Here is a 19,254-nt window from a genome sequence, read left to right on the forward strand (position 1 = left end):
ATTCCTCGCTGCTTTAAAAGCTCTGCCAGCCAGCGTCATACCCCGGCTTCTTACCATCCACGGTCAGCCCAGTGCCGCGGTTGACGGTGCCGATGACGCGGAACCCCGATGGCGCTTCCTTGTTGGTGGTAGCCACCAAGGTATGGTCCTCGCCGCCAGTGAGCACCCATTCCCATGGGTCAACGCCCAAAACCACGCCGGCTTCAGTGAGCAAAGCGTCAGGAGCGATGGCGGTGGAATGCAAGTCGATGTGCACGTTGGAGCGCTTTGCCACGCCCGCGATATCTGGCACGAGGCCATCCGAGTTATCCGTCATGGCGGTAGCCCCCGTGGCGCGGGCGATTACGCCGCGGCCTGGTTTGAGCGAGGGATTGCAGTGGGCGTCGATAAGCGGCCATAGCTCCGAAAGCTCGGGCGGTAGGTCGCGCCCATATTCCTGCAGCAATGCAAGCCCCGCCGCGGAGTAACCAATCTTTCCGTGGCTGACCAGCTTCTGTCCCGCTCGTGCCCCACCCAGGGTCAATGGGGGTTGGCTTCCGCCCAACGTGCCAATTGCGGTAACGGTGATAACCAGCTGTGAACCGCGCGTGAGGTCACCACCGACCAGCTCTGCGTTATAAAGGGCGCAACGCTGGGCGATGCCCTCCGCAATACCGCGCACGAAGGACACGTGGGTCTCCGCAGGCGCCGCAATCGCGAGCAACGCTGCAGTGGGACGCGCGCCCATCGCCTCGATATCGGCAAAGTTGCGCAGAATCGCTTTCTGGCCCACCTCCATCGGAGTGGACCAGTCACGGCGGAAATGCCTGCCCTCCACCATCATGTCGGTGCAAGCCACCGTGCGTGAGTTCGGCGGATCCGGGAACATGACGGCGGCATCATCACCGTTTAGCGCGCTGGGCGCCGCGGCTACGATTTCACCGATGACATGTTGCTCGCCGGCTTGCCCAAGGGTATGCGACAAATGCACGATGGCCTTTCTCAAAGGGAGGTTAATACTGACACTACTTAACGCGTTAGGATGAACGCTTATGACCAACCAATTTAACCGCACCGCCGTATTTATCTCACTTGGACTATCCATTGCGATGGTATTCGCGGTTATTTTTGGCGCGAAGTTCTACTTCGAAAACACGGCCAAAGCCCCAGTTGCGCTGTCCCCCATTCAATCAGACGACGCTAACTCCGCGGAGTGTAAGGCCGTCGTCGCCGCAGCGCCCGAGGAGTTCATGGGCCAGCCCCGGGCCGAAATCGCCGAGCCGGTTCCGGCGGGCGCCGCTGCGTGGGCAAAACTTTCCTCCGAGTCGGTCAGCTTGCGCTGCGGCGCCAACCTGCCGTATCAGTACACCGCCTACTCCCAGACCGAGGACATCGACGGCGATGCCTGGCTCAAGGTCAAAGACATGACCCCAGGCTCCAACCTCACCACGTGGTACAACACCGATCGCAGCCCTGTGGTAGCAGTGACCACCTTCAACGACGAGCGTCCCACCGGTTTGGAAAAGACGCTCGAGCCGCTGCGCAAGGAGCACCACGAGCCCCGCCCGGCACCGCTTTTAAAGCTTGCCGACGGCCCGGATAAAATGTGTACCCCTTTGGAAAAGGCGCTGCCGGAGCACATCGCGGATGGCTACACCCGCCGCAGCGACATCGAGGACAAAAACACCTACGTCTGGAGCGCGGAAGGCCGCGAAGACATCGTGGTGCGCTGCGGCGTCGGCGAACCCGAAAACTACAAACCGGGCGTACAGCTCCAGCAAGTAAACGATGTGCCTTGGTTCGAAGACACCACCTTGGCCGAGGGAACTACCGGCGGAACCTGGTTCGCCTTGGGCCGCGCGAACGACTTAGCCTTGTTCGCGCCCCAAGACGTTGCCAACTCTGCGCTGGTGCGCATGAGCGACACTTTGGCCAAGCACACCCCTGGCCAGTAGCGAAGGTTATTTCGCGCGAGCGAGAGCGTTGTCTACCAGGGCGTCGAGAAGCGCTGCGTAATCGACGCCGGTGGCGGCAAATACCTGTGGATACATGGAGATCGGGGTAAAGCCCGGGAAGGTGTTGATCTCGTTGATGTAGAAAGCATCTTCGGTGATGAAAAAGTCCACGCGGCTAATGCCCTCACAGCCCAGTGCGCGGAAAGCCGCGATGGCGGTCTCTCGCAAAGTCTTGGTTAGGTCTTCCGCCAGCGGGGCCGGAATCTGTGCACTGACGCCTTCATCGATGTACTTGGCATCGAAGCCATAGAAGCCTTCGTCAGCCTCCTCAATGCCATTGAGCTGTGCCGGAACCGAAGCAATGATGGAACCATCCGCGTACTCCAGCACGCCGATTTCTACCTCAGCGCCCACGATCTCAGGCTCGACGAGCACCTTGCCATCGCTTTCGAAGGCCACCTCGGCTGCGTGCGGGAAATCCGCCCAATCCCTGACCTTGGAAACGCCGATGGAAGAACCACCACGTGCAGGTTTTACAAAGACCGGCAAACCCAGTTCCTGCTTTTCTTCCTCGGTCAACGCGGTGCGCTCCTTGAGCACCACCTCGGGCGCTACCGGCAGGCCCTCTGCCTTGAGCAGCTTTTTGGTAAATTCCTTGTCCATTCCGGCCGAAGAAGCCAGAACGCCGGTGCCCACATAAGGAATATCGGAAAGCTCAAACAGCCCCTGGACAGTGCCGTCTTCGCCATATGGTCCGTGCAGAACCGGGATGATGACATCGACTTGCGCATAGTGGTTGTGCTGAGTGACGTTGTGGAAACGGCCCTTGGTGGCTGGGTTTAGGGACAACGCCAATTCATCGCCCAAGGTCACCTCCGGCATAACGCCATCGATGATTTCTAGGCCTTCGGTGGTTCCCGGCGTCCACTGGCCTTGCTTAGTAATTCCGATAGGCACCACCTCGTACTTCGCAGGGTCAAGGTGATTCATGATCGCGCCTGCGGAAATACAAGAGACAGAATGCTCGGAACTACGACCGCCATATACAACGGCTACACGGATCTTTTCGCTCATAACGGCAAACTTTACCCTCGCACTATTCCGACTTCTTTGAACGCCCCATCAACGCGACGATCATGTCTTCGACGTCGACGCCGCGGTGGCAAACTCCGTAGACCGCTTGGGTAATAGGCATCTCGACGCCCACCTGCTGAGCCAACCGGAAAATAGAATCCGAGGAGATAACGCCTTCTGCCACTTGGCCATTCGTTGCAGCCTTGGCTTCTTCCAGCGTGCCGCCCTGGCCCAAGCGGTAGCCAAAGGTGCGGTTACGAGAGAGGGTCGAGCTACAGGTGGCCACGAGGTCACCCATGCCAGCAAGTCCAGAGAAAGTAAACGGGTCAGCACCCAAAGCCACGCCAAGGCGAGTGATCTCCGCAAGACCGCGAGTGATGATGGTGGCCAGAGTGTTATTGCCCAAGCCACGACCAGAGGCCATGCCGCAGGCGAGGGCGATGACGTTCTTGCAGGCACCACCGATCTCGGCACCAATGACATCGGTGTTGGTATATGGGCGCAGATACGGTGCGGCCGCTGCATGCTGGACAGCCTTCGCGCGCTCCTCGTCGGTGCACGCGATGACGGTGGCCGCCGGCTGCTCCTCCGCTACCTCTTTAGCCAGGTTCGGGCCGGAAAGTACTGCGATGCGCGATTCATCGACACCAGTTGCATCAGCGATGACCTCGCTCATGCGCTTTAGAGTTGCTGCCTCCACGCCTTTCGAGATGGACACCAAGGTGGAATCAGCAGGCAGCAAGGGCGCCCACTTTTCCAAGTTGCTGCGCAAGGTCTGCGAGGGCACACCGAAAATCACGATGGCGGAACCGTCGAGCGCCGCTGCGGCATCCGACGTCGCAATAAGGCCCGAGGGCAGCTCGAGGCCCGGCAAGTAATCAGGGTTGATATGCGTCGTATTAATAGCCTCAGCCAGCTCGGGGCGGCGCGCCCACAAGTGGACCTCGCTTCCCGCATCAGCGAAGACTTTCGCCAAGGTGGTTCCCCAAGAACCCGCGCCCATTACTGCAACCTTTTGCATTAGCTCTCCCCTTTGCGTATCTCGTGCAACATACCTAGATTAGCCCAACCGGCCCGCACAAAAGACAAGCTTTTTCAGCCTGCGGGCCAACTGGGGGTAAGTGAAGTAATATTCAGCCAACCGAGCGCGAAGAACCGGCGCGTGCGGATGCAAAGCGCGCTCAAAAAGCGCAAGATAGTTAAGAATAAGCTGCGCAGCCATCTGTTAAGGAGCGAAATGCCCAAGGCAAAAAACATGCATGAGACGGACAAAGACGCAAAGTCTGAGGTCTTCATCTCGGGCCGTCATCAGGAAATTCCTACCAATCCCGCCAAGGAATTCAAGCGCACCACCTTGGCAGCCGGCGCCGTGTTGTGGCGTGGCAATCCCCAGGATCCCGAGGTAGCGGTAATCCACCGCCCCCACTACGACGATTGGTCTTTGCCTAAGGGCAAGGTCGATCCAGGTGAGTCCCTGCCCACCACTGCGGCGCGCGAGATCCTTGAAGAGACCGGCTATGATGTCAAGCTTGGCAAGCTCATCGGCAAGGTCACCTATCCAGTCCAAGGCCGCACGAAGGTGGTCTACTACTGGTTGGCCCAGTACCTTAAAGGCAGCTTCGAAGACAATAGCGAGACCGATGAGCTGCGCTGGCTGCCCATCGATGAGGCCTGCGAGCTGCTTACCTACGACGTCGATACTGACGTTTTAGCTAAGGCCAAGAAGCGTCTGCGCTTGGCTCCCACCACCCGCGTTCTCTATGTGCGCCATGCACGCGCCCATCAGCGTCGCAACTGGGAGGGTGACGATAATCTGCGCCCGTTGGATAAAAAGGGGCGTCGCCAAGCAGAAATGCTCGTTCCGATGCTTTCGCCCTACCACCCCACCGCCATCTACTCGGCGAGCCCACAGCGCTGCCAGCAAACCGCAGCGCCGCTTGCCGACGAACTCGGGCTCGACATTGCTGTCAACAAGGACTTCGGGGACGAGGGCTGGCAAAAGTCTCCCGCAGCTGCCGAGCAAGCCTTCCAACGGGTGGTGGCGAAGGGCGGCGTGCCGGTCATCGTCAGCCAAGGTGAAACCATCCCCGGCATTCTCGAAAGCCTAAAGCCACAGTTCCTCAAGACCGACTTCGAAGACCTTCGCTTCAAGAAGGGCTCGGTGTGGGTGCTCTCCTTCAACAACGGCGTGCTCACCGGCGCTGACTACCTCGCTAGCGCGCTGCCAGTTCGCTAGCAAAACGTATTGAACTCGGATCCTATTTTAGGAATCCGAGTTCTTTAGGTTTTCGCCGTTTTATACCCAACGGTGAACCGGGCGGCCAGTGGCTTGCCTGTAGAAAATCATCATCATGAATGCCTGGATGCCGAGGGCGAACGAGAGCCCGACGATTGGAATGCAGGCCAAGAGGCTAACGAGCAATCCGCCCACAATGAGGCACAGGAGAGACTGGCCAACGTTATTCTTGGTCAGATTGAAGGAGGTGCGGAAAGTTTCGCCGAGACTCATCTCTGGGTTATCCGCCTTGATATATGGAACGAAGGAGAGGAAGAAGCTGGCAAGCAAACCCGGAATGATAAGCAGGATAAGGCCCACATACACGATGATTTGGACCACGATGTAGTGACCCATTAAGCCAAAGGTATTTCCGCTTTTAAAGAAGTCTCCAAAGCTCGCGCGTTGGCCGTCCGTCTCTTTCGCGGCGGCTCTGTAGACGTTTGCTGTCATCCAAAAGCAATAGAACAACATGAAGACTACGCAGAAAACGCCCCCAATCGGTGCCAAAATATTTCCAGCTTCGGAAGGATCGGAAGTGCTCGGTGCTAGCCCCGCGACGATTGCTACTATTACCCCCGCGAGCAGAAACATGATGACAAAGTGCGCAAGCGGTGCCAAAATCCACGGTCCAGGATTGCGGAAGAAGCCCTTAAACCCCTGTCCGATGGCGTCGCCGGCATCTAACCTTGGCGGCGGCCCCTGCAACTGACCAGTCATCTGGTTGCCATTAGGGGCGTTGCCAGCACCGGCATAACCCGCGCCGCCCTGTGCGCCGTACTCGCCGTACTCGCCATATGGAGGCAGGCCCGGATTAGGCTGTCCGCCCTGAACAGGTTGGCCAGACTGCCCGAAGGGATTGTTCGGGTCGTTCTGGTTAGCGTTCGGGTAGTTACCGTTAGCGTTAAAACCGTTATTGTTTCCAAATTCTTGAGTCACGACTCACAGACTATTCTGACGCGTGCAAGGTTTCTAGAGAAAAATCAGTCCTGTTACCGATTGTTAACGCAACAGGGGTAAGTGACTGGCAATTATCAAAAAGAAGCAACAGAAGGTTTAAAAGTTGGACGCCGGTCTTCGTAGTCTGTGATCGCGTCTTCGTTGCGCAGCGTCAGCCCTACGTCATCGAGTCCCTCCATGAGGCGCCAGCGCGTGTAGTCATCAATCTCGAAGGAATACTGATTGCCGCCAACGCTTAAGCGTCGCGCCGCCAGGTCCACCGTCACCGAAGTCTCGTTTTGTTCCAGCTGCTTCCATATCAGCTCAATGTCTTCCTGCGCCATGATGCCAGTGAGCAGCCCCGCCTTGCCGGAGTTGCCGCGGAAGATATCCGCAAAGCGCGAGGAAAATACTGCCTTGAAACCGAATTCCCGCAGCGCCCACACCGCATGCTCACGCGATGAACCGGTACCGAAGTCGGGGCCTGCGAAAAGCACCGAGCCGTTGCAGAAAGGCTCACGGTTAAGCACGAAGTTTTCATCCGCGCGCCAATTTGAAAAAAGTCCCTCGGCAAAGCCCGTGCGCTTGACGGACTTTAGGTAGCGGGCCGGAATAATTTGATCAGTATCGACATTGGAAGCGCGCAGCGGCACGCCGATGCCGGTATGGGTAGAAAATTTCTCCATGGTGGTTGCCTTCTTTGCTTAATAGGGTTTGATGTTGGTACCGAATCTAGAAACGGGTAGATTGGCCTAGCTAAGGTCTGCTGGGCTGGCCAGGTGCCCTAAGATCGCAGTCGCCGCGGCCACGGCGGGAGAAACCAGGTGGGTGCGCCCGCCTGGGCCCTGCCGGCCTTCGAAGTTGCGGTTTGAGGTCGAAGCAGAACGCTGCCCCGGCTTTAGCTGATCCGGATTCATGCCCAGGCACATGGAGCAGCCCGCCGTACGCCACTGCGCGCCAAAGTCCTTGAAAATCGTGTCGAGGCCTTCTTTTTCAGCTTGGGCCTTGACCAAGGCAGAGGAAGGCACCACGAGCATGTTTGTCTCGGGATAAATGCGTTTTCCTTTAACCACCGCGGCGGCCGCGCGCAAATCCTCGATTCGCGCATTCGTGCACGAGCCCAAGAAGACGGTATCGATCTTGATGTCTCGCAGCGGCGTGCCGGGCTCAAGATCCATATAGGCCAGAGCCTTTTGCGCCGCGGCCTTAAGGTTCTCATCACCAATATCCTCTGGGTCTGGCACATTTGCACTCAATGGCAAGCCTTGGCCCGGGTTGGTGCCCCAGGTGACAAATGGAGACAGCTCGGAAGCATCGATTTCCACGACCGCATCAAAATGCGCGCCCTCATCGGTAGGAAGGGTCTTCCAATAGGCCACGGCGGCTTCCCAGTCCCTGCCCTTCGGGGCAAACTCGCGGCCACGCACATACTCAAATGTGGTCTCGTCCGGAGCGACCATTCCCGCACGCGCGCCCGCCTCGATAGACATATTGCAGATGGTCATCCGCGCTTCCATCGACATGTTGCGAATCGCCTCGCCGCGATATTCAATGATGTAGCCTTGGCCGCCGCCGGTACCAATCTTGGCAATGATGGCCAAAATCAGGTCCTTCGCGCTCACGCCTTCCGGCAGGTCGCCGTTTACCTCTACAGCCATGGTTTTGAATGGCTTTAAAGAAAGCGTCTGCGTTGCCATAACGTGCTCAACCTCGGAGGTACCGATGCCCATGGCGATGGATCCAAAAGCACCGTGCGTCGAGGTATGCGAGTCGCCACAGACGATTGTCATACCCGGCTGCGTAATTCCAAGTTGCGGGCCCACGGTGTGGACGATTCCCTGCTGCTCCTCGCCCATCGAATGCAGCCGCACCCCAAACTCTTCGCAATTTTCTCGGAGGGTCTTGACCTGTGTACGTGAGACCTCGTCCTTAATCTCCAGCAGATTTCCCGTGGCAATCCCGCGGGTTGGAACGTTATGGTCCTCCGTTGCCAGGTGCAGCTCTGGGTGGCGAAAAGGACGGCCAGACAAACGCAGCCCATCGAAGGCCTGCGGGCTGGTAACTTCGTGGAGGAGTTGAAAGTCGATATAGATGAGATCTGGTGCGCCATCGCTTCCCTTTTGGACTACGTGATCACGCCAGACTTTCTCAGCCAAAGTCAGTTTTTCCGACATATTCATCACTCCGCTTGAAATCTCATGAATTGGAACGTAAATTTCATTATATGGGAGAGTATAGCGAAATATCCGGAATCAAGGTTTTAGATCGCGCCGTCGCCATCATGATGGCAGCCGCCAACCGTCCGTCCAACCTCAACGAACTCTGTGAAACCACCGGCCTGCCTAGGGCAACCACGCACCGCCTCGCCACCGCGCTTGAGGCTCACCGCATCTTGACTCGCACCCCGGATGGCAAATGGGGCGCCGGGCCCGCACTCCCGGGCAATCGGGATCATCTCATCGAAGCAGCCGGCCCCATCATGGACAAGCTGCTCGCAGACACTGGCGAATCCGTGCAGCTCTATCAGCTCTCGGGCAATTCTCGTACCTGCATTGCCACCCGTGAGCCCGAGTCCGGCCTGCACAACGTGGTTCCCGTTGGCCGCCAGCTCCCTCTTACTTCCGGCTCGGCCGCCCGCATCTTCGCCGCCTTCGAAGATATCGATATCGAAAACGCGACCTTCAGTGTCGAGGACGTCGAAAGGGCCCGCAGCAACGGTTACTCCGAATCCATCGAAGAGCGCGAAGCAGGTCTTGCCTCCATCTCTGCACCAGTCTTCGACCCGTCCGGCACACTCGTCGCGGTAATTTCCGTGTCCGGTTCCGCCGAGCGCTTCCGCCCTTCCCCCTCCGAGAAGTACGCCCCGCTGCTTGCCGACGCCGCGCAGAAACTCACTGCCCGCCTATAAGACATGAATCTATAAAACTTCGAATAAGCCGCCACCTCAGAAAAGGTGACGGCTTATTTCTTTTAAAGGGCAGGCTTTCTACCTCAGCCGCCTACACCCGGTTGCCTAGATAATGATTCCGTAGTTATTTGCAATGCCGCGGATCGCATCGATACCAAAGCCCTCGCTACTGGTGGTTGCCAGCCCTTCAGCTTGATCACCCGCCTTGCGGAGCTCAACCCCCGGCACCTCTACGATGTTGCGCGGCGGTGCGATGTTGGGGCGGCGCGGCACGAAGCCTTGGTGCGGCAGGCCAGCCAACTCGTTGGCATAAGGCATGCGCGCATAGTTTGCAAAGGAGGCCTGCTTGCCGTTGCGGCTGACCACGGTTCCGCCCTGGTAGATTCCAACGACGCCCGAACGGCCCGGCATGAACACGCCAGAGCCGCTGTCACCGTTTACCTTGGGCAGGTTCGTGGCGTAGTGCATGCCGTCGAAGTCCTTCGGGCCGTCGATCGCCTGCGCGCAATCATTGCCGCTGAGACGACCGGTTACACAGACCTGCTCGCCGGCACGCGGAACCGGATTGATGCCGTCGCCACTGAGCGGATTACCTTCGCTGTAGGTGCCGGCCGCAAACTGCACATAGGCCAAGTCATGTTCTGCTGCACCGGAAGGTTTAAACCACCGCAGGGTACCCAGGTGCTGGCCATACTCGTTGTAGACCTGCTGCCCCGAAAGACCACAGTGCGCGGAGGTCCAAGCACGCGAACCTTCCACGTATCCAACAGTGCAAGCAGTGCCTTCGGCAGTAAGAATTACTTGCCCTTGCTTCACACCAACCCCCGGATTGGCATGGGCCACGGCCTGGCCGCCCAGCAGGGCAAGCGTTGCGCCGGCAACGGCAGCAAAACCCTTTATTAGTCGCATAGATCCCTTCCTCCCTTGCGCCACTTCCTTAACATAGCGTGCCGAGAGCGTTTTTCATACCTCACCCACACCCCGCGCGTCACTAAAGAAAAAGTTTTGAAAAACTTTGGCCGCCTTATTGAAATCGAAATGAAAACATTGTTTAATGGAAACAGATTGAAAACGCGGAGCAACCGCACGACCCACAAGGAGTAGAAACCATGGCACACACCATCCACGAAGACCACGCACACACCCACGGCGAGGGCTGCGGCCACGTCGCATTCCCACACGGCGACCACACCGACTACCTCCACGATGGCCACATCCACCGTGAGCACGAAGGCCACTGGGACGAGTGCGAGAGCACTGAACATCACGAGCATGCGGACCACGACCACCAGCACGGTGAGGGCTGCGGCCACGTTGCGGTTCCCCACGGCGACCATGTTGACTACCTGCACGATGGCCACCGCCACGCCGCCCACGAAGGCCACTGGGATGACCACTAATCGGTAGCGAACTATAACCGTTACCTCAACCGTCACCTCTTTCTTAGAGGTGACGGTTTTAATCTTTTCGAACATACGCCACACGATCCGCGTTAGGCTTAGGGCATGTTTGCTTCACGACGCCTTCCGCTAACGCTCGCCACCATCGCACTCGCCGGCGGGTTTACTGCGGCTTGCAGCCCCGCCCCGAGCGATCACCCCACCCCGGCTGAGCCAAGCTTCAACAACAGCTTTGAAGAGTTAAAGGCCCTTCAGCAAACCAACGGCGCTTCCGTCCCCGATGCCCCGCAGCCCACGCTGGACCCCAACGCACCACAAACAGTGGCGCAGCAGGCAACCCCGCAAGGTGGTGGCCAGGAAGACGCCAACAACCACGTCACCGACCAAAACGCACGCCAGAATCTCATCGACTCCCTCGGCGTACAGGCAGGAGACGCTCCAGGAACGAAGGTGACGGTTAACGGCACTCCATCCGAGCTGTGCATGATGGGTGACGGTTACCACATCAACTTCCTCATGGCGGGCCCAAACACCAGCTGCGACTTTGCCAAGGAAACCACAAGCGCGCTTATCAATGCCACCCCAAGCCCTGCAGAGGACCTGCGCGGGTATATCCCCGGTTCCTTAAACGTTGCTAGCCCAGTAACCGGCAAGACTTATCAGATGAGCTGTAACGTGGCCGAAAACGCGCTGATCACTTGCAAGGGCGGCAACAACGCCACGATTTTCATCGTCTAGGGCGTTGAGCCAAAAGCACCAACGATTGGTACGCGCGAGTTTTAAACCATAAGCAAAAATCTCGAAACACTAACCACCTGGAAAGTGTTTCGAGATTTTCTATTTGTACCCCGTACGGGATTTGAACCCGTGTTACCGGCGTGAGAGGCCGGCGTCCTAGGCCGCTAGACGAACGGGGCTCGTTTAGCTGTCCGTTGCGGACTTGATAAGAGTAAACGATGCGTAAACAATTAAACAAATCGCCTGCTAGCAATAGAAAATCCCGAACCCTTTGGCGCTTTTCTTGCGTGGTTAGCAGCTTGCTTTCTCTTAGGCTGGGCGCGGATCGAATCAGTGGTTATTCCGCTTGCAATCTGTTGATAGACAGAGCCTGGAAATTTAGCGTGCCAACTCGGGTTCGGGATGACGCTTAACGTCTAACAGCATTCGATTTAGGCTCCTACTTCTACGAGAGTTGGTTTAAAAGGAAGTTATGGATTCTAGCGATGCTGCCTAGTTGCCGTTTCGGCGTAGTTGGTAGGGGCAATCCGCGTAGTTGGTCGGGGTTTTCCGGATAGATGGTAGGGCTCTCTGTTTTCGGTCATTGTATAGGTGGCGTTGGCACAACTTGTGCCGGCGCGTCATCACCTTTCATGACCTTAAGGAGGGCCTTTCATGGCCAACTTCAAAGACATCATGGCGATGTGTTTGGACGGGGGAAGCTATGCTGCCATCTCTGCGGCGTTGGGATGTTCCAACCGGGATATTGCCAAAACCAAGACACTGATTGCGGACCTGAGCATCACCAAGGAGTCGTTTGCTCAGCTGGATCCATCATTCTTCGACGAGCACTTCAGCGACCATCGCGGGGCCCGTCGCAAGCGCTACGACCAGCCAGACTTCGAAAAGCTCGCCAAGCGACTAGCCAATAACAAGCACTTGACCCGCCACAAGCTCTGGCTGGACTACGTTGCTGCACCTGTCGGTGAAGGCGAGTCGAAGTATCAGTACTCCCAGTTTTGCGAACGCCTGCGCACCCACATCCGCACCACTGGAATGACCTCGATTATCGAACACGAGCCAGGCCAGGAACTCTATGTCGACTGAGCCGGCGACAAGGTTTCCATCATTGACAAGGCCATCGGTGAAGTCGGCATGAAAGCCAGCTTATTCGTGGCCATCTGCCCCTATTCTTCACTGTTGTTTGTGACAGCAACAGCTAACGAGAAGATGGACAACTGGATTTCCTGCCATGTGAAAGCCTTAGACTACCTCGGTAAATGCCCTGGCATCATCGTTCCTGACAACGCACCGACCGCGACTTATCGGCCGGTGAAGAACAAGCCCGGCCGGCGCATTCAACAACGCTACGCGGACTTCGCCGACTACTACGACATCCTGCTCGTACCGGCCCGACCTGGAAAACCTCGGGATAAGGCCGCTGTGGAACGCGCCGTCCAACTCGTCTACTCGCGCATCCTCGGCTACTTCGATGGGATCACCTTCTACAGTCTTGATGAACTCAATGAGGCTATCGCCCAGCGCGTCGACGACATCAACATGAATATGCCTAGGCCCGATGGGATAACCCGTAAAGAGTTGTTTGATGCTGATGAAGCGCCCATGATGCGTGACTTACCAGATACCCCGTTTACGGAAGTGTCCTGGCGAAACGTCAAAGTCGACCGTAACTGGCACATCTGCTGCGACTACCAGTACTACTCAGTGCCGTTCCAATACATCGGCAAAACCCTGCGGGCACGGCTGACCAACAGCCTGGTGAGCATCTTCGACGGCGACGACCTAGTCGCAGAGCACTCACGTATGCACGGGTTCAAGTACCGCTATTGCACTGACCCAGCCCATACCCCGGATAAGGACATTGCCGGGGTCAAACCTCTTACCCGTGACGAGCTGCTTGCTCGAGCATCATCATTTGGGCCGGCAACGGCCAAGGTCGTCTCCTCAATTTTGGAACGCAACGCCAAAGCCGTACCCCGCGGGCTACACACTGCCCGCAACGTGCTCGTCAAGCTGGGCAACAAGCACAACAAGACCACGCTTGAGCCTGCCTGCCAGCAAGTCATTGACCATAGCCTGGCACCCAACATGCAGGTCATCGCGCGGATTCAGGCCGACATCGCCCGCAACGGTCACACCCTCAACCAAACGCCAGCCGTCCAGGCCGATCACGCCCAGTCGCGCATTGTGGATATCACCGCAATCCCTGATGCAGTATTCCTGCGCCCAGCCAGCCACTACGACATCCCGAAGAAGGAGGCCTAGACCATCATGACCACCATCAACCTTGACGATGACATCCGAGCTACACTGCGTAAACTGCGTCTTTCCACCTTCGCTGATATCTTTTTCGACCTAGTCGCCGCCGATGACGCCAACACCGCTCTACCGGAGGAAATCTTCCTCAAAGCCGTGGAAGAAACCGCGGCCAAGCGCCGGCAAACCAACATCGCAAAAGCCATCACCCAGGCGAAATTCCGCTATCCGGGAGCAACACTCGCCGAGCTGATCAACCCAGATGAACGAGGGTTGAATCTACGCCAGCTCAAACGACTAGCCGCAACACCCTGGCGCGACGAACCTTCCAATGTGCACGTCCTAGCGCCCACCGGTGCGGGTAAAACCTACATCGCCTGCGCTATCGGTATTGCTGCTTGCCAGGCTGAATACAGTGTCGCGTACTACCGGCTGGATCAGCTCGTCGATGAATTAGGGGCCTTCCTGCCAGCAGATGAACGCTATGTAGCTAAAATGCGCAAGCTACAAAACATTGATGTACTCATCCTCGATGATTTCCTGACCATAGGAATCAACCAGCGCGGACAAGAAGACCTAACCAAGATCATATTCGACCGCGACGGCAGACTGCCGACCATCATCGTCTCCCAGACAACCGCCGCCTACTGGGTGAAGAAACTACCCGACCCCATCGGCGCGGACTCACTGGTCAGCAGACTCAATGCCGGACAGCGCATCGAACTCGGCGACTACGACATGCGCCAACACCTGGCAAGCGCCACATATGGCGCCAACGAGTAGTCGATCGGATTAGAAGCCCGGCCGCTGGCCCCAACAGGGCCAGCGGCCCGGCCCTACCACCTAGTCGGAATCCAGCCCTACCACCGTTCCGCAACACCCCTACCAACAAGCCGCTCTCAGCACCTAGTCGAAGGCGTTAGAGTAGCGTCGGTGAAAATGATGCGTTTCAATATCCGCCATCTACTCTCCTTTCATCCGGTAACTGCTTATATCTGCAGTCTAGGCACCGAATATCAGCCGCGGAAGCACTTTGGAGAACTTCCCAGTGGTCCCTCCCCTGGTACTTAAGCCTAAGACAAGAAGTGCTCGAGATTTAGCGCGCTGGTATGGGGTAAACAAGGACCGGTCCGCGCCGCCAACATAAGAAAAATCTCGAAACACAATCTTTAACGAAAGTGTTTCGAGATTTTTAATTTGTACCCCGTACGGGATTTGAACCCGTGTTACCGGCGTGAGAGGCCGGCGTCCTAGGCCGCTAGACGAACGGGGCATAGAACTGTGATACGACTTTAAGCAGTATCACTGCTGGCCTACCAGGACTCGAACCTAGAATGACGGTACCAGAAACCGTTGTGTTGCCAATTACACCATAGGCCATCATCGCTTTGAGCTGTTAACCACCTTGGAGGCGAACCCCGCGGTGTTGCTCGCTGCAACGGTTTATTACTATAGCCACCGTTTCGGTTTTCACACAAATCGCCACGTCATCGCAGCTTTTTGAACTTTAAAAGGTGCGTTTTAGCGCGTTCTAATTACAACGTTGCGCTTTGCACCAGCCGCCGCTTCCGACTGTCCCAAACAGACGCGGCCCCACTCCCAACTCATTGCGGGAACGGGGCCACGAGAAGTGCTTAGCTAGTAGCTACAGCTTTGCCGCTACTGCTGCGCGGGCGCCTGGAACGGCGTGACAGCCAGAGCGGCACGCAAGCGATTGAGGGTGGACTCCTTGCCCAGGAGCTCCATGGACTCAAACAGTGGCGGGGAGACCTGCTGGCCGGAGATAGCTACGCGCAAAGCACCGTAGGCCTTGCGCGGCTTCAGCTCAAGCTCCTCAATGAGGGCCTTGGACAGTACGGTCTCAATGGCATCCGTCTTCCACTCCTCCAGCTCCTCCAAGCGAGCAATGGAGACCTCCAGCGGCTGCACCGCATCTTCCTTGAGGTTCTTCTTTGCAGACTTCTCGTCGAGCTCCAGCTCGGCATCCGGAGTAACCAGGAAGCTCATGAGGCCATAGGCATCGCCAAGCATCTTGATGCGGGTCTGTACCAGGTCTGCCACGAAGGCAAACTTTTGCTCGTCATAATCAGCCGGGAAATCGGTGTACTCGGTCAGGTAATCACGCAGACGCTGCGCGAAGACCTCGGGCTCCAGCAGGCGAATGTGATCGGCGTTGATAGCCTCCAGCTTCTTCTGGTCAAAACGAGCCGGGTTACCCAGAACGTCTTCCACATCGAAGTTCGCAACGAGCTCGTCCACGGAGAAAATGTCCTGATCCGCAGACAGGGACCAGCCCAGCAGGGACAGGTAGTTGAGCATGCCCTCCGGAATGATGCCGGCGTCGCGGTGATTAAAGAGGTTGGACTGCGGGTCGCGCTTAGAAAGCTTCTTGTTTCCCTCGCCCATAACGAACGGCAGGTGGCCAAATTCCGGGGTCTGCTTAGCGATGCCGAGTTCCTTCAGCGCCTCGTACAGCGCCAGCTGACGCGGAGTGGAGGAAAGAAGGTCCTCACCGCGCAGAACGTGCGTGATACCCATCAGCGCGTCATCGACCGGGTTAACCAAAGTGTAAAGCGGTGCGCCGTTGGAACGTGCAACGACGTAGTCCGGCTGGGTCTCAGACTTGAAGGTCAACTCACCACGAACGAGGTCCTTCCAGGTCCAATCCTGCTCCGGCATGCGCAGGCGCCACACTGGTTTGCGGCCTTCCGCCTCGAATGCCGCAATCTGCTCGTCGGTGAGATCGCGGTCGTAATTGTCGTAGCCCAACTTTGGGTCACGGCCGGCCGCCTTGTGGCGCTCTTCTACCTCCTCGGCAGTGGAATAAGCCGGGTAGACGTAGCCACCCTCCTTCAGCTTCTCCAGAACATCGGCATAGATGTCCATGCGCTGGGACTGGCGGTAAGGCTCGTGCGGACCACCTGTCACAACGCCCTCGTCCCAGTCCATGCCCAGCCACTTTAGGGAGTCAATGATGGCCTGGTAGGACTCTTCGGAGTCACGTGCAGCGTCGGTGTCTTCGATGCGGAAAACCAGCTTGCCACCAGTATGGCGCGCGTATGCCCAGTTAAAAAGCGCAGTACGAACCATGCCCACGTGCGGGGTGCCGGTGGGCGATGGGCAGAAACGTACGCGTACGTCAGAAGTAGTTTCAGTCATGCCCACCATGGTAATGCAGTCTCTTTAAGCCAGTGCCACCACCCAACTCCCGTCACTTCCACGGCTTCACCCAAAATGGGGTAACTGAAAATAGAATTCAATAGTTTCTGCCAGCGGTTTCACAATCTACATCAGGCTGCTCAAACAAAATGGAAACTATTTTCTATAGTGAAGGCCTTGGATCAGAACTGAAGAAAGGTCTCCACGCTGTGGCACGTTCTCGCACCCGCTACCTAGCCATCCTTACTACTCTCTCGCTTATCGCCCCGGCACCGGCCTTCGCCGGGCCCGACGACGGAAAGGCAATCGCCACACAGGGACACGTCGATTCCCCCAAAACATTTTGGGAAGACGATAACTTCACGCTCAAGTCTGAGCATAACTCCACCACCACAGACCTAGCAGACACCGTCGCGTGGATCGGCAAGGGCTGGAATATCGACGGAGGAAACCAATACCAATTCACTCTGCCGGACAACGGCGCTTTCGATTTCATTGGTCAAGCACGCAAGACCTACTACACGGCACCAGCCAACATCTTGGGCAGCGCCGATCCAATCTGGCTTGGCTTCGGCGCGGATTCCGGGCTGCCTGAAGATGACTTCCGCGATAACTTCGCCTCGCTCGACATCCTCTCGGTAGACGGTCCTGGCGATTTCGAGCTTTTCAGGTATCGCGACTCCGAGGGCGGCCTCGACCGCTTCATCGGCACCACGCCGAACTCCGCGTATTCTTCGATGCTGCACGCAGGCTCCCACACCCATAACTACACGCTTTTCACCAAGCCTGGCCGCTACGAGGTCACCTACCGCACCACCGCGCGTAAGAAGGACGGCACGCTCGTCGCCTCGGAGCCGACCACCACTTCCCTACAGGTAGGAGGCATGAAGCCTGCCGATAACACGACTCCTTCCTTGCGGGAGCGCTACGACGCCGCGACTGACGGCGATGCCTCTGCGGCAGGCTACAAGCTCGACATTTCGCCGAAGTCCAATCCTGAAAAGGACGGCGACAAGAACCTGTCCACCATCAGCTTCAATGCAGAAAACAAGGCTTCAGGCACGCTGACGCTGCTTATCGACGGCTATTTCCTCACCGATCTGCCTGTAACCGATGGCCAGGCCGAGTGGGACGAATTCCTGGGCCCGGAAAAATCGAACATCCAGGCCGTCTTTACTCCGGAAGGCTCGGAACCACGATGGATCTCGCAACAGGTTGAATACGCTCCAGGCGCAACAAATTCGACGGATTCGACCAAGTCTGCCGATGCGTGGGAAGAAACCCACAACGTGCGCAAGCTTGCGCCGCAGGAGGAGATGACTCCAACGAGCAAGAAGTTTCAGGCCAAGATTGAGCCGGCCGGCAAGTCTGCATCCAAGGTCGTCGTCGATACTGAGGACAAGAACTTCAATGGCTTTATCAGCGGCGGCTTCTACAAAAACGACAGCGATATCGCCACTCTTGATTTCACGGGCGCTGTTACCAACGGCCACGGCGAGTTCCTTGTGGACGAGGCGACCTTTTATAACGACTACAAGCTCAAGTTGACGCTGAACCCGCATCCGACGGTCAAAGCGGAGTCCGGCTCGGTCGTCGTCGCTGATTCCTATGCCTTCGGTAAGACCTTCGAAAAGGACGGTGCTCTGGGTACTTCCCCACAGCACCAGGACGCCGACAAGCGTGAGGAAGGCGAGAAGGAAGAAGGCGCTGCCGATCCTTCAACCACGTGCAACGAAAAACTCGTCCTGAACCGCGGCCACATCGACATCATGGCCACTCGAAAGGACGATCACTTCGATCTGCGTCTCAAGGACGAAACCAACATCGGTGCAAACAAGATGGTGATGCGCCGGCTTGACGACGTCGTGATTTCCGTGCGCGACAACGCCCTGATGAAGCGCCCCGAAAAGTTCGGAGGTGCCGAGTACGACTTCATGAACCCAGTCGGCGAAAAGACTTATGTCTTGCCGCAAACGCAGAACCGCGACATCATCTGGCCGGGCTACAACACTGAGAAGCTTGATTATTCGCAGTTCAAGGACGGTAAGGTGCACCTGAACCTGCAGCCAAAGGAGGTGCCGGAAGGCGCCACCTTTGGCATGTGGACCACCGGCGGTCTCGGCGGCAAGGACCAGGTTCTCATGGATTCGAGCAAGGACGACTTCACCATCGATACCGTCTTCGCATCACACGCCCACACCAACTGGGCCTTCAGCAAGCCAGGCGTCTACAAGTTCGACGTGACCTACACCGCCACCACCACCGACGGCAAGAAGGTCGAATCTGAGCCACAAGAGCTGCTATTCACCATCGGCGACGAGGCCACCAACAACTGCGGTAAAGACAAGCCAGCACCGAAACCAGAGCCCAAGCCGCAGCCGAAGCCGCAACCCAACCCAGAGAAGGAAGGTTCTTCTGCTGAAGGTTCTTCCTTCAACCCGTGGAGTCTGGTGCTCCCGCTCGTGCTGGCGACCATCTTCCAGGCGGCGCTGAACTTCATCCATGATCACCGCGCGGAGATTGATTACTGGGTAAAGGGAATCACTGGCCGCTAAATGGGCCCTGACCGTT

At 57.3% G+C, this 19,254-nt stretch carries 17 protein-coding genes and 3 tRNA genes; 9 read left to right on the forward strand and 11 right to left on the reverse strand.

What is annotated here, in order from left to right; genetic code table 11:
• Positions 1 to 13: 13 nt before the first annotated feature.
• Positions 14 to 1,084, reverse strand: coding sequence for a thiamine-phosphate kinase (locus WM42_RS00890; protein WP_062035162.1), 1,071 nt, complete (start codon positions 1,082 to 1,084; stop codon positions 14 to 16).
• On the opposite strand from WM42_RS00890, the gene WM42_RS00895 reads away from it, so the two are divergent.
• On the forward strand, positions 1,032 to 1,934 hold the full coding sequence (locus tag WM42_RS00895) for a DUF3515 domain-containing protein (protein ID WP_062035164.1): 903 nt from the start codon (positions 1,032 to 1,034) through the stop codon (positions 1,932 to 1,934). The genes WM42_RS00890 and WM42_RS00895 overlap by 53 nt on opposite strands.
• Before the next feature lie 6 nt (positions 1,935 to 1,940).
• Here the strand turns inward: WM42_RS00895 and WM42_RS00900 are convergent, their stop codons facing one another.
• Entirely contained in the window at positions 1,941 to 3,008 is a 1,068-nt protein-coding gene (locus WM42_RS00900) for a D-alanine--D-alanine ligase family protein (RefSeq protein WP_062035166.1), read from the reverse strand.
• Between the two features lie 22 nt (positions 3,009 to 3,030).
• Positions 3,031 to 4,029, reverse strand: coding sequence for an NAD(P)H-dependent glycerol-3-phosphate dehydrogenase (locus tag WM42_RS00905; RefSeq protein ID WP_062035168.1), 999 nt, complete (start codon positions 4,027 to 4,029; stop codon positions 3,031 to 3,033).
• A 216-nt stretch (positions 4,030 to 4,245) separates the two neighbouring features.
• On the opposite strand from WM42_RS00905, the gene WM42_RS00910 reads away from it, so the two are divergent.
• A complete protein-coding gene (locus WM42_RS00910; RefSeq protein ID WP_062035170.1) occupies positions 4,246 to 5,244 on the forward strand; it encodes a bifunctional NUDIX hydrolase/histidine phosphatase family protein in 999 nt (332 codons plus the stop codon).
• Between the two features lie 60 nt (positions 5,245 to 5,304).
• Here the strand turns inward: WM42_RS00910 and WM42_RS00915 are convergent, their stop codons facing one another.
• The 3 genes from WM42_RS00915 to leuC form a co-directional block, all read right to left on the reverse strand.
• Positions 5,305 to 6,222 carry a hypothetical protein gene (locus WM42_RS00915; protein ID WP_061922206.1) on the reverse strand — a complete coding sequence of 306 codons (918 nt, stop codon included), beginning with the start codon at positions 6,220 to 6,222 and terminating at the stop codon, positions 5,305 to 5,307.
• A 95-nt stretch (positions 6,223 to 6,317) separates the two neighbouring features.
• Positions 6,318 to 6,908: a 3-isopropylmalate dehydratase small subunit gene (gene leuD / locus WM42_RS00920; RefSeq protein WP_062035172.1), complete on the reverse strand. Its 591-nt coding sequence runs from the start codon at positions 6,906 to 6,908 to the stop codon at positions 6,318 to 6,320.
• A gap of 66 nt (positions 6,909 to 6,974) precedes the next feature.
• A complete protein-coding gene (gene leuC, locus WM42_RS00925) occupies positions 6,975 to 8,396 on the reverse strand; it encodes a 3-isopropylmalate dehydratase large subunit (protein WP_062035174.1) in 1,422 nt (473 codons plus the stop codon).
• A gap of 50 nt (positions 8,397 to 8,446) precedes the next feature.
• Here leuC and WM42_RS00930 point away from each other — a divergent pair, with 50 nt between their 5' ends.
• The gene (locus WM42_RS00930; protein ID WP_062035176.1) at positions 8,447 to 9,130 is read left to right on the forward strand and encodes an IclR family transcriptional regulator; all 684 of its coding nucleotides are present in this window, start codon (positions 8,447 to 8,449) and stop codon (positions 9,128 to 9,130) included.
• 105 nt (positions 9,131 to 9,235) lie between these two features.
• Here WM42_RS00930 and WM42_RS00935 read toward each other — a convergent pair whose 3' ends face one another.
• On the reverse strand, positions 9,236 to 10,039 hold the full coding sequence (locus WM42_RS00935) for a hypothetical protein (RefSeq protein ID WP_062035178.1): 804 nt from the start codon (positions 10,037 to 10,039) through the stop codon (positions 9,236 to 9,238).
• A gap of 200 nt (positions 10,040 to 10,239) precedes the next feature.
• Here WM42_RS00935 and WM42_RS12820 point away from each other — a divergent pair, with 200 nt between their 5' ends.
• Both WM42_RS12820 and WM42_RS00945 read left to right on the forward strand, forming a co-directional pair.
• Positions 10,240 to 10,530: a hypothetical protein gene (locus WM42_RS12820; RefSeq protein WP_082787599.1), complete on the forward strand. Its 291-nt coding sequence runs from the start codon at positions 10,240 to 10,242 to the stop codon at positions 10,528 to 10,530.
• Between the two features lie 105 nt (positions 10,531 to 10,635).
• A complete protein-coding gene (locus tag WM42_RS00945; protein WP_062035181.1) occupies positions 10,636 to 11,268 on the forward strand; it encodes a hypothetical protein in 633 nt (210 codons plus the stop codon).
• A gap of 106 nt (positions 11,269 to 11,374) precedes the next feature.
• Here WM42_RS00945 and WM42_RS00950 read toward each other — a convergent pair.
• Positions 11,375 to 11,447 (reverse strand) — tRNA-Glu (locus tag WM42_RS00950).
• Between the two features lie 475 nt (positions 11,448 to 11,922).
• Between WM42_RS00950 and WM42_RS13545 the strand changes: the two genes are divergently transcribed.
• The 3 genes from WM42_RS13545 to WM42_RS00960 all read left to right on the forward strand — a co-directional run bounded on the left by WM42_RS13545 (position 11,923) and on the right by WM42_RS00960 (position 14,307).
• Positions 11,923 to 12,354, forward strand: a complete 432-nt coding sequence (locus WM42_RS13545; RefSeq protein WP_235591277.1) for a hypothetical protein — start codon at positions 11,923 to 11,925, stop codon at positions 12,352 to 12,354.
• A 99-nt stretch (positions 12,355 to 12,453) separates the two neighbouring features.
• Positions 12,454 to 13,533, forward strand: a complete 1,080-nt coding sequence (locus WM42_RS00955) for a Mu transposase domain-containing protein (protein WP_235591219.1) — start codon at positions 12,454 to 12,456, stop codon at positions 13,531 to 13,533.
• 6 nt (positions 13,534 to 13,539) lie between these two features.
• Positions 13,540 to 14,307, forward strand: a complete 768-nt coding sequence (locus WM42_RS00960) for an ATP-binding protein (protein WP_062034988.1) — start codon at positions 13,540 to 13,542, stop codon at positions 14,305 to 14,307.
• A gap of 417 nt (positions 14,308 to 14,724) precedes the next feature.
• Here WM42_RS00960 and WM42_RS00965 read toward each other — a convergent pair.
• The 3 genes from WM42_RS00965 to gltX all read right to left on the reverse strand — a co-directional run bounded on the left by WM42_RS00965 (position 14,725) and on the right by gltX (position 16,692).
• Positions 14,725 to 14,797, reverse strand: a tRNA-Glu gene (locus WM42_RS00965).
• 35 nt (positions 14,798 to 14,832) lie between these two features.
• A tRNA-Gln gene (locus tag WM42_RS00970) sits at positions 14,833 to 14,904 on the reverse strand.
• Positions 14,905 to 15,183: 279 nt separating this feature from the next.
• Entirely contained in the window at positions 15,184 to 16,692 is a 1,509-nt protein-coding gene (gene gltX, locus WM42_RS00975; RefSeq protein WP_062035183.1) for a glutamate--tRNA ligase, read from the reverse strand.
• 200 nt (positions 16,693 to 16,892) lie between these two features.
• Here gltX and WM42_RS00980 point away from each other — a divergent pair, with 200 nt between their 5' ends.
• A complete protein-coding gene (locus tag WM42_RS00980) occupies positions 16,893 to 19,238 on the forward strand; it encodes a choice-of-anchor M domain-containing protein (RefSeq protein ID WP_062035185.1) in 2,346 nt (781 codons plus the stop codon).
• The last annotated feature ends 16 nt before the right edge of the window (positions 19,239 to 19,254 follow it).

Source organism: Corynebacterium simulans (genome assembly GCF_001586215.1).
Lineage (GTDB): Bacteria > Actinomycetota > Actinomycetes > Mycobacteriales > Mycobacteriaceae > Corynebacterium > Corynebacterium simulans.